Source organism: Streptomyces sp. NPDC107521, from assembly GCF_055598485.1.
The window spans coordinates 206,842-222,612 of record NZ_JBVKAT010000002.1 but is presented as its reverse complement, the minus strand read 5'-3'; the positions used below and the strand labels follow the sequence as shown (position 1 = coordinate 222,612).

The window sequence follows — 15,771 nt, the reverse complement described above, 5'->3', positions numbered from 1 at the left end:
CCCCAACGCGCAGGGAATCACCGGCTGTTCCACTTGCGCTCTACTTCCGCCCCACCGGCCACACGCTTCTGCTTCCATGGCTGGTGGAAGGGAGCGACGCGTGGCGACCGTGCACCATTGGACCGGCCTGGAGGCCAGAGCTTTACGGCTCGCCCTACGCCTGAGTGTGCGGGCTTTCGCCGAGCGCCTCGGTCTCGCCGTCGCGACCATCTCGAAGTGGGAAAAGCTCCGGTCCGTGACCGAGCCCCGCCCCGACACCCAGGCCATTCTCGACACCGCGCTCGGCCGCGCCGATGCCTCCGTGCACCTGCGCTTCGAAACGCTCTTGTCGGAAATGGCCGGCCCCGGGCAGCCGGCAGCCGGGCGCCGGGTGACGGCTGCCGGGCCCAGAGCCTGGGAGTACGAGTCGTGGACCGACGACCTGGACCGTGCCGTCGTCGCCTTGTCCCGGCAGAACTTCACCTTCGCCGACAGCCTGCTGGGCCGATGGCTCAACCGATTCACGGCCGCCGAACTCGACGACAAGGGCCTGTACCTCTACGCCCGATCCACCGCGTTACTCGGAGACCTCAAGCGCGATCAGGGCGCTGTGCTCGGACCGCTGTCCGCGCGCCACGCCTACGCGGGCGCGCGCTCGATCTTCACCCAGCTCGACATCCCCCGCCGTGTCGCCCAGCTCGATCTGTCCCTCGCGGTCGTCGCGGAGATGTCCGGTGACCTGGAGGCATCGGCCCGTACGTACGAGACGCTCGCCGTCGACGACCGGCTCTCTCGCCGTGACCGGGCCAGAGCCCGCCTGTGGGTGGGCATGGCACTCAGCAAGGACGGCAACCACGACTACGCGACCCGCGTGATGCAGGCCGCGACCCGTGAGTTCGAAGACCTCACCGAACCCGACGATTGGTCGGTGGCCCATCAGAAGCTGGCCCTGGCCCGCCGGGGCGTCGGAGACCTCACCCAGGCCCTGCACTTCATCGACATCGCCCGAAGCAGCGGGAGCACCGACTCACCGATGCAACGCGTACGACTGGACACCGCTCACGGCCACATCCTGCTCTCCGACACGGCGACCCGCGATGATGGGCTACGCGTTCTCGGCCAGGCCGCTCGGACGGCCGCGCAGTACGGCCTCGTGCACCAACTGCGCAGTATCGAGAGCGTCAAGGCCAGCAGTGAGGGGCTGCCCCGGGCCTCGCCGACGGTGATCAGGGAGACGAACGCGTGAGTGACAACCAGCAGGCCATCACCGAAGACCAGTGGCACCAGGCCAAGGCGATCTGGGACTTTCACCAGATGCACCACCAGGCCCGCCCCGTGGACGTGGCGATCGGCCTGGGCAGCCATGACCTTGGGGTGGCCACGCGCGCCGCCGAGCTGTACCACGCGGGTCTCTACCCCACGCTGGTCTTCACCGGCGGCAACAGCCCGACCACCGTCAAGGTCTTCCCACGCGGCGAAGCGGTCCACTTCCGCGAGCACGCCATCGACCTTGATGTCCCCGCCTCCGCGATCCTGCTGGAGCCCCACGCCGCGAACACCGGGCAGAACATCACCCTCGCCCGCGAGGTCCTGGCCAACGCCGGCATCACCCCGAAGAGGGTGCTGCTGGTCTCCAAGCCCTACATGGAACGGCGGTCGTACGCCACCGCCCGCAAGCTGTGGCCCGAGGCCGAGATGGTGTGCGCCTCGGAAACCCTGGAGTTCGACGACTACCTCAAGTCCATCGGCGACGAGAAGCTCGTGGTGGACATGCTCGTCGGCGACCTCCAGCGGGTGATCGAGTATCCGAAGCTCGGGTTCGCCATCGAGCAGGAGGTCCCGGAGGACGTGCATGCCGCGTACGAATCCCTCATCCACGCCGGCTTCACCAGCCGCCTCATCGCTTCCTGAACTCTCCACCCCAGGCGGCCTGTGCGCCATCCACCAGCCCAACTTCATGCCCCGGCTGACCACGCTGGCCAAGCTGTTCGCGGCGGATCACTGGATCGTCCTGGACGAGGTGCAGTTCGCCCGCCGCGACTACCAGCATCGCGCCCGCATCGCCGCACTCGACGGCCTCGGCCCGAACCGGTGGCTGACCCTCCCCACTCATCGCCCCTCCGGGCGGGCCACCCTCATCAGAGACGCCCTGATCGCCGACCCTGCCGCGGCCCGACGCCGGGCCTCAACGATCCTGCGCCAGCAGTACGGGACCAGCTCTCACTGGCCCGCACTTGACCGTGCCCTTCAGCCGGTCTGGAATGCGTTCGACACAGGAAGGGTCGCGCCGGTCGCCACGGCCTCGACTCGAGCCCTGCTCGGACTGCTCGGCTGGCGGGGACAGATCTTCACCAGCAGCGCCTTGCCCGCACGTACCGGCCGGTCCGAGCGGCTGGCCGACCTGGCCGACGCCACCGGTGCACGCGCGTACCTGTGCGGCACCGGCGGCATGACCTACCTGGACCATGCGCCCTTCACCGAGCTGGGCGTGGCCGTCGTCCCGTTTCTCTCCCCGGCCACTGGGCTGTGGGCCTCGGGGCGACAGGTCGGTGCTCTGCGGGCACTGGTCTTCCGCGTCCCCGACGCTGTGGGAGCTCGGTTCCGGGCTCTCGCGTTCGCCCACGATGCGCTGGGGTGCGCGGCCTGACACCCGCTTCGGGTACGAAAGCGAGTGTGATCAACGTCGACGTGCCTGTGGAAGCTGCGGCTGGGAGGCCGGCGCAACCGTTGTCGATCGGACCGGCGTGCCCGCCCACCGTGCCGCACTCCGCATGCCTGCCACACGTGCACGCTCACTCGGAACCGGCCTGGCACTGAGTCGCTCGACGCGCCAGGTCAGCACCCGTGGGGGGCTTCGGGCGTCGTCGAGTGCCCGTTCGTCGGTTGCCTGCTGAAGCAGTTGCTTCGGATCGTCTCCGGCCTTCTTGGCGGTCGCGAGCACGGCTGTGAGTGCGTCGAAGGACGGGTTTTCGACCACCTGCTTGGCATGGTCCGGTGGATGAGGAGGATGTGGCGCTGCACCACTTGCTGTGGTGGCCGACGCTGGGCGAGTGCGGTCAGCGGTGCGACGGCTGGGTGCTCGTAGGCGGCTCGCAGCTGGATGAGGGTCTGGTGGGCTGCCGCCACCTGCTGGTCGTGGTGACGTCGCTGGTGCCAGCGGGCGGCGGTGATGACGACAAGGATCGCGGCGTCGAGGACATCGCCAACAGCGCGCCGTCCCTCGGGGCGGGTTCGTGGACCATGGCCCGCACGGCGCCGCGCAGAGCGCGGGCGTGCTGGTGCTTGGCGTGGACGCGGGAGCGGGTGGCGCGCTCGAATGCCTCGGCTGCCTGCCGGAGGTGGGGGCGGATGGCCTGGGGCGCGCGAAGGGACAGGGCGTCGAGGGCTTCGCCGACGGCGGCCAGGCGGGCCTGGGCTGCCGCGTCCTCAGCGTGTTCGAGGCGATGGGGGATGCGTTCCGCAACGGCAGTGGCCTGGTGCCACGGGTTGGTTGTGCGGGGGCTCTTCTATGTGGTCGGTGTGCTGGAGCAGGCTGATGAACTGCTCGATGCTGGTGGCGGCGGCCACGGCGGTACGGACCGTGGTGCGCAGGCGTTCACGGGCGGTGCGGGCCTGGCCGACACGCTTCAGGCCTGGTCGAGGCCGGCTGGGACCCCTTAGCGCCGGGAGCGAGGCATGTCCGGATCCGGCGGGGCCCGACGGGCGGCGGTCTCAGCTCGCCGGGGCGGACACGGCGGCGTGCAACTCCCGCACACCAACGGCACGAGGGTGCCGCTGCGCCAACTCGGTCACGATGCTGCGGATCGCGGGACGGTCTCTCACCTCGCCGGGGCTCGCACGGTGAGCGTCGAGCAAGGCGCGGGCGGTCTGCTCAGGGCGGCCCCACGCCCACCAGGCACGCGCCATGTCTGTGCCCAGGCGTGCCTTCCTCTCGGCCGTGGGGAAATGCTCGGGCCGAAGGTATCGCCCCGCCTCCAGCGCGGCACCGGCGTCGCCAAGGGCCCAGTGGACGCCGACGGCGTAGAGATCCACGGCGGCCGGGCTGATGGGGAAGAGACGCCCGGCAGGTGCCTGGAGCGGCAGGCGCCGTGCGGCCCGCCGTGCCTCCTCGGCCATGGTCAGGGCCTCCGCGCGCCGGCCTCCCCGGGCGGCGGTGTAGGCCAGGGTGCACAGCATCTGCGCGTAGGCCGACGAGGCCGCGTCCGTCCGCAGCCCTGTCGTCTCCACCCGGGCCGCGGCCGACTCCATGAGGGTTTGGGCTTCCTCGCCCCGGTCCTGGTGGCGCAGCACGATTGCGAACTCGCGGGAGGCGGCAGCGGCGGCGAGCGGGGACCCGGACACCTCGGCCCAGGTGCGCGCGCGGTCGGCGGTGAGGCGGGCCTGCTCGTACGAGCCGAGCTTGATCAGCAGGGCGGCGCTCAGACTGTAGACGGAGGACAATCGGGCTTGGTCCAGCTCGCGGCGCGAGGAGGCAGCGGCGTGCCCGTCGGCCAAGAGGCCCGGCAGCAGCCCGAGGAGCTGCGTGTGGGCCCCCTTGTCGTAGAGGCCGCGGGCGGAGGCCACACGGTCGTTCAAGGCACCCCTGCCCGTCGGTGGCGGGGTGTCGGCCAAAGCCCGGTCCACGCCGAGCAGCATGGCAGCCGGTACGGTCGCCGTGGCGGTGAGCAACGAGCGGCGGCGCATCGGGTCCTCCTCGGCGTGCGGACTGGCCGACACTCTAGTGCTGGCCTGTCCGGAAGGAGCGGGGGGTACCAGAGAACTCACCAGGACGTGTCGAGGAACGCCTACTGCGGAGGCGGCTAGGTGAATGAGCGTCAGGTCGGTTACCTGGGTGCGGCGTTCCATCCGCGAGACCGTCGCCGCCGAGCACCCCAGATGCTCGCCGAGTCCGGCGAGTGTCCATCCTCGGTGCTCACGGCCCAACCGTACGAGTCCGCCCGGTTGCCGCCGGGCGACTAGCTCTCTGACCTTCGCGCTGTTCCAGAGCGGGTCACCGGGCACTGGTCCCTCCCCCTGCTGCACGACCGGGGGTCACCACGGTACGGGCGTGGGACGGCACCCGTCGAGACCGCTTGCACAACGTGCAAACGCCTTGCAAGGAGAGTCAGTTGACCACTGACCGGGTGCCGGATGCGGTGTTCTCGTTACATCGCCCCGCACCTCGTGGGGCACCATCCAAGGGAGGCACCATGGCAACCGCAGCCGACACCCCCGCCGCCACCGACCCGGTGACCGGGCCGGCCCGCTCCCCCCGTGACATCGTGCCGGCGGACCTCTGGGAGAAGCAGATCGGCCTGCTGATGCGGGACTGCCCGTACGACTCCGTCATGGCAACCCGCGTCCTCGGCCAGGGCTACGCCTACCTGCTCACTGCCATGTCCCTCCGGGGCCAGGGCCTGGGACTCGCCCCGAGCAAGCTGGTCGACATCGGCGCCCACACGATCATCCTGGACACCGTCGCCTACGCCGAACTGTGCGACAAGTACAACGGCGGGCACTTCCTGCACCACGTGCCCAAGGTCGAGATGAAGAACGACGGGTCGGTAATCAAGACCGCCCACCTCGTCGCCCGCGCAGGTTGGGAGGTGGACCTCCCTCTGTGGGAGGACGCCGCCGACTGCGGCCCCTGCCACCCGGGCAACGACTCGCACTGACCTCCACGTGACGCCCTCGGCGGTCCGGGTCCACGGCTCGGGTCGCCGAGGCGCGCCCGGGTGACTTTCGCCCGAACCGGCAGCAGCCCCCGCGCGGTGCCGCCAGGATGACGCGGGTGACGACCACGACCACAGACCTATGGCACCACTACGGCCGGGCCCGCGCCGCGCAGGACCACGCCGTCTCCGACTCCTTCCGCTGGACCTGGGACCAGCAGGACGGGCCGGGCCCGGAAGTTCTCGGCGATCTCACCGGCAAGACCGTGGCCGACCTCGGCGCTGGCGCCGCCCGCCACGCCGCGCACCTGGCCGTGCACCATGCCCCGAACCGGATCGACGCCGTGGACGCCTCCCCGGCCCAGCACGGCATGGCCACCGCTCTGTACGCCGACCTCGCCCCGCGCCTGCACTTAGTCCACGCGGACGTCGTCGCCCACCTTCGTGCGAACCCGGGCGCCTACGACGTGCTTTACAGCCACTTCGGGGCGGTGGACTTCACTGACCCCCGCGAGCTGCTCCCGGCCGCCGCTGACGCGCTCCGCCCCGGTGGACACCTGGTCTTCTCCACCCTTGCCCACTACCTGTCCGGCAAGCCCGCGCAGTCGGACGTCATCGCCGCCGAGGTGCCGGCGAAGACCCCGGGAGGCGAGAGTGCCACCATGCACCGGTGGGTGCTGCAGGAGCACGTGTGGACCAAGGTTCTGGACCAGGCCGGGTTCACCGACATCCGCGTCGAGGAGCTGCCCGCTGGCGACGGCCTCCGGCCTGCCGCCACCCTCCTCGTCACGGCCGAGCGCCCCGCCACCTGAGACCGGGCCGGGGCATGCCGCTGCCCCGGGCCCAGTCTCCTTGACTCCGGGACAGCGGTGCGTTCGCGCTGAGGGTCGGCCGCTCCAGGAACCTCTGCACTCGCGCGTCCAGGACCTTCTCCGTCTCCGGGTTGATCGTGCGCAGGGCCACCTGGGCAGTCACGATGACGTCGCACAACTTCTTCTCGACGTCCTCCCAGGTGTGGCTGTTGCCCTTGCGCGGGTTGGCGCCGGGGCCCCCGGTGACGGCCTCCGCCGCCTCCCCGAACTCCTCACCGACTTGAGCACGCGCAGCAGCCGCACGTCGCCGGCCGCGGCCTGGTCCTCCTCGTCCAGCCAGCCGCGCCGCTTCCGCACGCCGTCCCACGTCTGGCCCATGTGGCACGTCTCCACGTATTTGCTGCAGCAGCGCGCCGCCGAGCGGTGACACCCCATTTCAAGATGACGCCCGGATGGCACCCAGACACAACGCGGTCAGGGCCGGTCTCCCCAAAAGGAGACCGGCCCTGACCTGCGATTACGAAGTCGGGGTGGCGGGATTTGAACCCACGACCTCTTCGTCCCGAACGAAGCGCGCTACCAAGCTGCGCCACACCCCGATCGTCGGCGCTCTCGCGGCGACGTCGTTTACTTTAGCCCACTGGTGGCCTGAGACGAAATCCGGTTTCGGCGGTGGTGGCGCGGGGGCCCGGCGAGGTCAGGAGCGGTGCCGGGGCGATCGCCGGTGCGTGTCCGCCCGTGCGGGCGGCGGTACCCCGGTTCCCGGTCGGTGAGGGTGGGGGAGTGGCTGTCCGGGGGGCCGGGGGAGTGCCCGCTACGGCGCCGAAGGCGGGCGTCCGCCCGGGGCGCCGGGCCGCGGGGCGGGAACCGCTGTGCTCTCCCGGCCTCAGTTCCGTCCCGCCCCAGCCCCGGCCTCAGTCCCGTCCCGGCCCCAGTCCCGTCCCGGGTTCCGTTCCGCCCCGGACCCCCCGGCGTTCCGTCGCTACCCCCGGCTCACCAGCGTCAGCAGGGTCGACTCCGGGGGGCAGGCGAAGCGGACCGGGGTGTAGCGGTTGGTGCCGCAGCCCGCGGAGACGTGCAGGTGGGAGGTGTTGCCCCGGGCCGTGTGGGTGGACAGGCCCTTCACCCGGTCCGTGTCCAGGTCGCAGTTGGTGACCAGGGCGCCGTAGAAGGGGATGCAGAGCTGGCCGCCGTGGGTGTGGCCGGCCAGGACCAGGGGGTAGCCGTCGGCGGTGAACGCGTCGAGCACGCGCAGGTACGGAGCGTGGACCACGCCCATAGAGAAGTCCGCCGTGTCCGACGGGCCGCCCGCCACCTCCGCGTACCGGTCCCGCTTGATGTGCGGGTCGTCCACGCCCGTCAGCTCGACCGTCATCCCGTCGATCTTCAGGGTGCCGCGCGTGTTGGTGAGGTTGTGCCACCCGGCGGCGTCGAAGGCGTCGCGCAGGTCCTCCCACGGGTTGTGGACGGCGCCGACGGCGGGCGCGTTGCCGTTGAGGCCGTGGCGGCCCTGGGCCTTCTCCAGCAGGTACCGGGCGGGGTTGCGCAGCTTGGGGCCGTAGTAGTCGTTGGAGCCGAAGACGTAGGCGCCCGGGAACTCCATCAGGGGGCCCAGCGCGTCCAGCACCTCGGGCACGCCCTCCGGGTCGGACAGGTTGTCGCCGGTGTTGATCACGAAGTCGGGGCGCAGCCCGGCCAGGGAGCGCAGCCACCGCTGCTTCTTCCGCTGGCCGCCGACCATGTGGATGTCGGAGACCTGGAGCACGCGCAGGGGGCGCATCCCGGGAGGCAGCACGGGGACGGTCACCCGCCGCAGACGGAACGAACGGGCCTCGAAGCCCGCCGAGTAGAGCAGACCGGCGGCGCCGACCGCCGTGATTCCCAGGGGCACTGTGTATCGCGCGCGCATGACTCCATCGTGTCAGAAACGGCGGGGGCGGCCGACCGCGCGGGCGCCGTCCCTTCGCCGCCGCGGCCGCCGCCCCTCACCACCGGTGTCACGGCCCGTCCGCCGTGCGCCCGCCGCCCGTCACCATCGGTGTCACGGCCCGTCCGTCGTGCGCCCGCCGCCCGTCACCATCGGTGTCACGGCCCGTCCGTCGTGCGCCCGCCGCCCCTCACCACTGGTGTCACGGCCCGTCCGTCGTGCGCCCGCCGCCGCGTTCACCGCCCGTCCGCCGCCGTGCTCACCGCCCGTCCGCCGCCCACCCGCCGTCGTGCCCATGGCCCACCCGGGGGCGCCCACCGCCGCGTCCACCGCGCGCCCGCCGCCGTGTCCGCGGCCCCTCGCCCCGGTGCCACCGTCCGCCCGCCGTCGCGTCCACCGCCGGCCCGACGCCGCGGGCCACCGCCCCGCCTCCGGCAAAACGACGGGCGTCCGCCCGCCCGTACCTGAGACAATCGGCCCATGACCACGCTCAAGTCGAAGCTGCACGACGACCTCAACTCCGCGATCAAGGAGCGGGACGAGCTGCGCTCCTCCACCCTCCGGCTGACGCTCACCGCGATCACCAAGGAGGAGGTCGCGGGGAAGACGAAGCGGGAGCTCTCCGACGACGAGGTGCAGAAGGTGATCACCCGCGAGGCGAAGAAGCGCCGTGAGGCCGCCGACGCCTTCGCCCAGGGCGGCCGTCCCGAGCAGGCCGAGCGGGAGAAGGCGGAGGGCGAGGTGCTCGCCGCGTATCTGCCGAAGCAGCTCTCCGACGACGAGCTGCACGCCATCGTCGCCCAGGCCGTCGAGGAGGCCAGGGCCGGCGGCGCGGAGGGGCCCCGGGCCATGGGCGCGGTCATGAAGATCGTGAATCCGAAGGTCGCCGGACTGGCCGAGGGCGGCCGGGTCGCCGCCGTCGTCAAGAAGCTGCTGGCGGGCTGACCCCGGCGGGGTCCGGGTGGGCCGGGGTGCGTCCCGGCGCCACCCGGCGGCCCCGGGACGCCCCGGGACGCACCCGGCGCGGGCCGCTCGCCCCGCCCGGTGTGCTGGCCCGGCGTCCCCGCCGTCGTCAGTGCGTCCGCTCCTGACCGCGCCTTCGCCCGGCGCCTTGCCCGGTGTGCCGCCCCTGTCCAGGGCTCGTGGTCGGCGCCCCCGCCTTCGCTCGGCGCGCCCGCGCCTCCGCCTCCGCCGCCGCCCGGGACCTCGGCCCCCGGCCGCGGCGGGGACGTCGGCGCCCGGGACCTCCCGCCCCCGGCGGGCCCCGCCCCCGCACGGCGAACGGCCGGGGCTCCCGTAAGGGAAACCCCGGCCGCTCCCCGGCAGGTATGTACGCGCTCGTCATCCGATGCCCGTACCGCTGCCGCGCGTCACTGTCGTCGCTGTCGCCGCTGGTGACCCGCCTGTGCCGGGCGGGTCACCAGCGCCGTTCTCAGCCCTGCTCCCCGCCGTTGGCCTGGCCCTGGAACGGGACGCCCGGGAGTCCGCCGGTGGCCGCGCCGCCGTCGCCCGTACCGCCGGTCGGGGTGCCGCCGGTCGCGGCCCCTCCGTCGCCGGTGCCGCCGTTGCCGCCCCCGCCGGTGCCCGGGTCGCCGGTGGTCACGCCGCCGTTGGCCACGCCTCCGGCCGCCGTGGCGCCCGTGGTCACGCCGCCGTGGGTCGCGCCCCGGCCGGCGGTGCCGCCGGTCTGGCCGGCGATGAAGCCGCCCCGGCCGCGGTTGCGTCCGTCGTCGCGGCCCTTGTCCCGGTCGCGGCCCTTGTCCTTGTCCTTGTCCTTGTCCTTGCTCTTGTCCGCGTCCGGGATGTCGACGAGGTTGAACGAGGGGGCGTCCTTGCCGGACAGGGCGCCGGTCATGGCGTCCTTCCAGATCGGACCCGGCACCGCGCCACCGAAGACCAGCTGGTGGAAGACACCGCCGATGGAGATGTTCCGCATCTTGACCTTCTGGCTGCCGCTGCCGACCCAGACCGCGCCCGACATGTTCGGCGTGTAGCCGACGAACCAGGCGTTGCGCCGCTCGTCGGTGGTACCGGTCTTGCCCGCGTTGTCGCGGTCGCCGAGGCCGGCCGCCCTACCCGTACCGGAGTCGACCACTCCGCGCAGCAGGGTGTTCACGGTGTCCGCGGTCCTCTCGGACATCGCCCGCGAGCACGTCGACTTCGGCACGTCGAGCGACTTGCGCTGGTCGCCGACCTTCTGCGAGATGGACTCGATCGCGATGGGCGTGCAGTACATGCCGCGCGAGGCGAAGGCGGCGTAGGCGCTCGCCATCCTCAGCGGCGACATGCCCACCGAACCGAGGGCGAGGGCGGAGGGGTTCTGCGGCAGCTTGTCCCCGTTGCCCTGGATCACGTGGAGCTTGTCGGCCATGTTCGAGACGGGGCAGAGACCGATCTCGGCGAGCATCTGCACGAAGTAGGTGTTGACCGACATGGCCATCGCCTCCTTCAAGCGGTACGGGCCGACTTCCTTCTCGTTCTCGTTCTCGACGGTGTAGTTGCCGTCGTTGATCCAGGGCTGCCCGCAGGTCTGGATCGGGCTCGGGTAGTCCATGTCGTAGGGCGACGAGTACTCCTTCGTCGCCGGGATGCCCCGCTCCAGGGCCGCCGCCGCGAGGAACGGCTTGAAGGTCGAGCCCGTCGGGAAGCCGAAGTTGGAGCCGCCGTAGGCCGCGTCGACCGAGTAGTTGTACTCGGTCTCGTGCTGCTTGGCGTTGGAGCCGTAGGGCTTCGACTGGCCCATGGCGACGATCCGGCCGGTGCCCGGCTCGACCAGGGTGGCGGCCGCGGCGACCGAGTCCGACTTGTAGACGTGGTTCTTCAGCGAGGCCTGCACCGAGTCCTGGGCCTGCGGCGCCAGGGTGGTGCGGATGGTCAGGCCGCCCCGGTTCCAGGTCTTGGCCCGGTCCTTGCGGCTCTTGCCGAAGACCGGGTCGCTCAGGAACACCTCGCGCACGTAGGCGCAGAAGAAGCTCGCGTCGCGGGTGGCGGTGATGCAGCCGTTCTTGGGGCGGCTGACCTTCAGCTTGAGCGGCGCGGCCTGCGCCTTCTCCGCCTCCGCGACGGAGATGTCGCCGACCTGGGCCATGCGGTGCAGCACGGTGTCGCGCCGCTTCCTGGCCTCCGCCTCGTCGTTCACCGGGTCGTAGCGGGTCGGCGACTGGACGATGCCGGCCAGGAGGGCGGCCTCGCCGAGGTCGAGGTCCTTGGCGTGCTTGGAGAAGTAGCGCTGGGAGGCCGCCTCCACGCCGTAGGCCTGCTGGCCGAAGAAGGTGATATTCAGGTAGTTCTCGAGGATCTTCTTCTTGCCCAGCTCCTCCTCCACCTGGATCGCCAGCTTCAGCTCGCGGATCTTGCGGCCGATGGTCTGCTGGGTGGCCTGGGCGACCTTGGTCGGGTCGTCGCCCGCCTCCTCGACGAAGACGTTCTTGACGTACTGCTGGGTCAGGGTGGAGGCGCCCTGGGAGACCTCGCCGCTGCCCGCGTTCTTCTTCAGGGCGCGCAGGACGCCCTTGAGGTCCACCGCGCCGTGCTCGTAGAAGCGCGAGTCCTCGATGGCGACGATGGCCTTCTGCAGGTACGGCGAGATGTCCTTGAGCGGGACCACCGTGCGGTCGCGCGAGTAGACGGTGGCGATGTGGCCGCCCTCGGCGTCGAGGATGGTGGTGCGCTGGCTCAGCGGGGGCGTCTTCAGGTTGGCCGGGAGAGCGTCGAAGCTCTCCACCGACCCCTTGGCCGCGAGTCCCAGGGCGCCCACGGCGGGCAGCGCGAGGCCGGCCAGGACTGCTCCCGCGAGCACACTGACACCGAGGAACTTGGCGGCCTGCTGAGTGGGCGACAGGCCACCACCGGAGGGCTTCTTAGGCATGGGGGCAGCCTACGTTCTCATTCGCCGGACACGCGTATATGCCTTGGCCTAAGCTGCACTCGACTGTCACAGCTTTGTGGTCACGTATCAACACGTCCGGCGAACCCGAATCGTTCCGGACCTGTTCGACTTTTTTCCGCACGGCGCCGACGGAGGCGCGCAGGCCCGTCCGAGTGTGCTCCGCGGTGCGGGGCACATGCGTCCGGAACCACCCGGTGTGTTGTGTGGTGCCCGTTATTACCCGTCGGAGATGTCTCCTATGCCGGGATGGTCGCGCATGTCGCCAGCTCACTCCCCCGGGTGATCTGCCGCTTACCCATAGTCCGTTCGGGCCATTCAAGATTGGGCCCGACGGGGGTGTTGCGCTGTGCCCGCCTTCCGTAACGTCCTCAACTGGCGGCGGGGAATATGCCGCTGCCGCCGTGGGGGAGCCTCGATTCGGGAGAGGACGGCGCCGGTATGGGCTGGGTAACCGACTGGAGTGCGCAGGCTGCCTGTCGCACTACCGATCCGGACGAACTGTTCGTCCAGGGAGCAGCGCAGAACAGGGCCAAGGCGGTGTGCACGGGATGCCCGGTGCGCACCGAGTGCCTGGCCGACGCGCTGGACAATCGCGTCGAGTTCGGCGTGTGGGGAGGCATGACGGAACGGGAACGCCGCGCGCTGCTGCGCAGGCGGCCCACCGTGACCTCCTGGCGCCGGCTGCTGGAGACGGCGCGCACGGAGTACGAGCGGGGGGCCGGGATCCTGCCCCTCGAAGAGGACGAGGTCTACGAGAACTACGCGGCGGTGGGCTGAGGCGCTCCCTCCCCGCACCCCGTCACCGGTCCGGCTCCGCGGGGCGCCGGACACGCCCTCCCACGGGCCGGCGGCCACCGGGCGGACGCGGCCCGGCGCCGGCACTGCTCCGGACCGGCACTGCTCCGGCGGGCGCGGCTTACGGCGGACCCGGCCCCGGGGGCGTACGGACCTCCGGGTCCCGGTGCCTCGCTCAGGCGCCCGGCTCGGGCAGCTCGGGCCGGACCGCCGCCAGGCGGTCGCCGATGTCCCGCAGCCCCGCGAGGTCGTGCACATCGCCGGGCAGCGCGGCCACCTCCGTCACCGCCACCTCGGGATGGCGCGCGGTGAAGCGGTCCCGTGTGCGCTGCTCGCGGGCGAGCAGCCGCATCCGTTCCGCGTGCAGCCGCAGCAGGCCCGCCGTGAGCAGCTCCACGGATCCCTCCGCCGATCCCTCGGCCGTCCCGGCGTCCGGCCCGTCCTCCGCACGGCCGCCGGAAGCGGACGGGGCGTCGGGGCCCGGCTCCGCCGGGGGCGCGTCGGAGGGGCCGGAGGAGGAGGGCGGTGCGTCGGCGGGGTGCGGGTCGGGCGCGGGGTGCGGGTCGGACGACGGGGACCGCGAGCCCCCGGCCGGGCGGTGGCCGGGGCCGGGCGCGGAACCGGCGTCCGGTGCGGTGCCGGAGGGGGCCGGACCGGCGTCCGCGGAGCCGCCGTCCGAGGGGGCGTCGGACGCTGAACCGCCGGGGACGTCGGAGGGGTGTCGAGGTCCAGCCTTCCCGTCGTCCTGATCCACAATGCGGGCGTCCTCAAGATTTTCGGCGGCGGCCGTCGCCCGCTCGGCCGACAGCCCGTCGGCGCCGCTGCCGTGCACCCGGTTGAGGACCAGCCCGGCCAGCGGCATCCGCTCCTCCGCCAGCCGCTCCACGAAGTAGGCGGCCTCGCGCAGCGCGTCCCGCTCCGGGGCTGCGACCACCAGGAACGCCGTACCGGGCGCCTGGAGCAGCTTGTAGGTGGCGTCCGCGCGGGTGCGGAACCCGCCGAACATCGAGTCCATGGCCGCGACGAAGGTCTGCACGTCCTTCAGCAGCGGCCCGCCCAGCAGCTTGCCCAGGGCGCCCGTCATCATCGACATGCCGACGTTCAGGAACTTCATCCCGGCCCGCCCGCCGACCTTCGCCGGGGCCAGCAGCACCCGGATCAGCTTGCCGTCGAGGAAGGACCCGAGGCGCTTGGGGGCGTCCAGGAAGTCCAGCGCCGACCGGGACGGCGGGGTGTCGACGACGATCAGGTCCCAGTCGTCGGTCGCCCGCAACTGCCCCAGCTTCTCCATCGCCATGTACTCCTGCGTGCCCGCGAAGCCCGCCGAGAGCGACTGGTAGAAGGGGTTCCCCAGGATCGCGGCGGCCCGGTCCGGGTCCGCGTGCGCCTCGACGATCTCGTCGAAGGTGCGCTTCATGTCCAGCATCATGGCGTGCAGTTCGCCGCCCGCCGCGTCGTCGACGCCCTTCACCCGGCGCGGGGTGTTGTCGAGCGAGTCGATCCCCATGGACTGGGCGAGCCGCCGCGCCGGGTCGATGGTGAGCACCACCACCTTGCGGCCCCGCTCCGCCGCGCGCAGCCCGAGCGCCGCCGCGGTGGTCGTCTTGCCGACCCCGCCCGAACCGCAGCACACCACGATCCGCGTCGCCGGGTCCTCCAGCAGCGGGTCGATCTCCAGCAGCCGCGCGGGGGCCAGGCGCCGCGCGCCCTCCTTCGCCTGGGCCGGGTCAGGACTCATGCGATCCCCTGCTTCCGCAGCTCGGTGGCCAGCTCGTACAGGCCCGCCAGGTCCATGCCCCCGGTGAGCAGCGGGAGTTCGTGCAGCGGCAGCCCCAGCTCGCCCAGGGCGGCCCGCTGCTCCTGCTCCAGCGCGTACCGCGCGGCGTACTCCCCGGCCTGCGCCAGCAGCGGGTCGACCAGCCGCTCGGCGTGCCCGCCGCGCCGCGCCCCGCCCAGCCCGGCGGCGGACAGCGAGCGCGCGATGGCCGTGCGGGGGGTGCTCCGCACGAGGTCCAGGGCGGCGGCGTCCAGCACCTCGGGCCGGACCATGTTGACGACGACCCGGCCCACCGGCAGCCGGGCCGCGTGCAGCTCCGCGATGCCGTCGGCCGTCTCCTGGACCGGCATCTCCTCCAGCAGCGACACCAGGTGCACGGCGGTCTCCGGGGACTTCAGCACCCGCATCACGGCCTGGGCCTGGTTGTGTATGGGACCGACCTTCGCGAGGCCGGCCACCTCGTCGTTGACGTTGAGGAAACGGGTGACGCGCCCGGTGGGGGGCGCGTCCATGACGACGTAGTCGTAGGCGAACCGCCCGCGCGCGTCCTTGCGCCGCACCGCCTCGCACGCCTTGCCGGTCAGCAGGACGTCCCGGAGGCCGGGGGCGACGGTCGTCGCGAAGTCGATCGCGCCGAGCTTCTTCAGGGCCCGGCCGGCGCCGCCCAGCTTGTAGAACATCTGGAGGTAGTCCAGCAGCGCCAGCTCCGGGTCGATGGCGAGGGCGTACACCTCCCCGCCCCCGGGGGCGACGGCGATCTTCCGCTCCTCATAGGGCAACGCCTCCGTCTCGAAGAGCTGCGCGATGCCCTGGCGGCCCTCGACCTCCACGAGAAGCGTGCGCTTCCCGCTGGTGGCCAGGGCCAGCGCTAGGGCCGCGGCCACCGTGGTCTTGCCGGTACCGCCCTTGCCGCTGACGACCTGGAGCCTGCTCACGTATTC

Annotated in this window: 11 protein-coding genes, 1 tRNA gene and 2 pseudogenes; 7 read left to right on the top strand and 7 right to left on the bottom strand. The window is 72.1% G+C overall.

Annotated elements, in window-relative coordinates:
* Window positions 1–100: 100 nt before the first annotated feature.
* The 3 genes and pseudogenes from ACZ7LB_RS04130 to ACZ7LB_RS04120 all read left to right on the top strand — a co-directional run bounded on the left by ACZ7LB_RS04130 (window position 101) and on the right by ACZ7LB_RS04120 (window position 2,626).
* Window positions 101–1,205 (top strand): annotated as a pseudogene (locus ACZ7LB_RS04130) (helix-turn-helix domain-containing protein).
* Between the two features lie 16 nt (window positions 1,206–1,221).
* Entirely contained in the window at window positions 1,222–1,890 is a 669-nt protein-coding gene (locus ACZ7LB_RS04125) for a YdcF family protein (RefSeq protein ID WP_471465284.1), read from the top strand.
* 46 nt (window positions 1,891–1,936) lie between these two features.
* Window positions 1,937–2,626 (top strand): WbqC family protein, encoded by a 690-nt coding sequence (locus ACZ7LB_RS04120; protein ID WP_471465283.1) that lies wholly within the window; start codon window positions 1,937–1,939, stop codon window positions 2,624–2,626.
* Between the two features lie 30 nt (window positions 2,627–2,656).
* Here ACZ7LB_RS04120 and ACZ7LB_RS04115 read toward each other — a convergent pair.
* A pseudogene (locus ACZ7LB_RS04115) lies at window positions 2,657–3,606 on the bottom strand (mobilization protein); the annotation flags it as partial.
* 84 nt (window positions 3,607–3,690) lie between these two features.
* Window positions 3,691–4,980: a helix-turn-helix domain-containing protein gene (locus ACZ7LB_RS04110; protein WP_471465282.1), complete on the bottom strand. Its 1,290-nt coding sequence runs from the start codon at window positions 4,978–4,980 to the stop codon at window positions 3,691–3,693.
* 188 nt (window positions 4,981–5,168) lie between these two features.
* Between ACZ7LB_RS04110 and ACZ7LB_RS04105 the strand changes: the two genes are divergently transcribed.
* Together ACZ7LB_RS04105 and ACZ7LB_RS04100 are read left to right on the top strand one after the other, a co-directional pair.
* On the top strand, window positions 5,169–5,633 hold the full coding sequence (locus tag ACZ7LB_RS04105) for a glycine-rich domain-containing protein (protein ID WP_161229481.1): 465 nt from the start codon (window positions 5,169–5,171) through the stop codon (window positions 5,631–5,633).
* Between the two features lie 107 nt (window positions 5,634–5,740).
* Window positions 5,741–6,442 (top strand): class I SAM-dependent methyltransferase, encoded by a 702-nt coding sequence (locus tag ACZ7LB_RS04100; protein ID WP_471465281.1) that lies wholly within the window; start codon window positions 5,741–5,743, stop codon window positions 6,440–6,442.
* Between the two features lie 525 nt (window positions 6,443–6,967).
* Here the strand turns inward: ACZ7LB_RS04100 and ACZ7LB_RS04095 are convergent.
* Window positions 6,968–7,041, bottom strand: a tRNA-Pro gene (locus tag ACZ7LB_RS04095).
* Between the two features lie 383 nt (window positions 7,042–7,424).
* Window positions 7,425–8,351, bottom strand: a complete 927-nt coding sequence (locus tag ACZ7LB_RS04090; protein WP_161229479.1) for a metallophosphoesterase — start codon at window positions 8,349–8,351, stop codon at window positions 7,425–7,427.
* 498 nt (window positions 8,352–8,849) lie between these two features.
* Between ACZ7LB_RS04090 and ACZ7LB_RS04085 the strand changes: the two genes are divergently transcribed.
* On the top strand, window positions 8,850–9,314 hold the full coding sequence (locus ACZ7LB_RS04085; RefSeq protein ID WP_471465280.1) for a GatB/YqeY domain-containing protein: 465 nt from the start codon (window positions 8,850–8,852) through the stop codon (window positions 9,312–9,314).
* Between the two features lie 487 nt (window positions 9,315–9,801).
* Here the strand turns inward: ACZ7LB_RS04085 and ACZ7LB_RS04080 are convergent, their stop codons facing one another.
* Complete coding sequence (locus ACZ7LB_RS04080) at window positions 9,802–12,237, bottom strand: transglycosylase domain-containing protein (protein ID WP_471465279.1); 2,436 nt, start codon at window positions 12,235–12,237, stop codon at window positions 9,802–9,804.
* A gap of 459 nt (window positions 12,238–12,696) precedes the next feature.
* On the opposite strand from ACZ7LB_RS04080, the gene wblA reads away from it, so the two are divergent.
* The gene (gene wblA, locus ACZ7LB_RS04075; RefSeq protein WP_202551979.1) at window positions 12,697–13,035 is read left to right on the top strand and encodes a transcriptional regulator WblA; all 339 of its coding nucleotides are present in this window, start codon (window positions 12,697–12,699) and stop codon (window positions 13,033–13,035) included.
* 193 nt (window positions 13,036–13,228) lie between these two features.
* On the opposite strand, the gene bagB is transcribed toward wblA, so the two are convergent.
* Window positions 13,229–14,791, bottom strand: coding sequence for an ATPase BagB (gene bagB / locus ACZ7LB_RS04070; protein WP_471465278.1), 1,563 nt, complete (start codon window positions 14,789–14,791; stop codon window positions 13,229–13,231).
* Window positions 14,788–15,765 carry an ATPase BagA gene (bagA, locus tag ACZ7LB_RS04065; RefSeq protein ID WP_471465277.1) on the bottom strand — a complete coding sequence of 326 codons (978 nt, stop codon included), beginning with the start codon at window positions 15,763–15,765 and terminating at the stop codon, window positions 14,788–14,790. The genes bagB and bagA overlap by 4 nt, the downstream gene beginning before the upstream one ends.
* Between the last annotated feature and the right edge of the window lie 6 nt (window positions 15,766–15,771).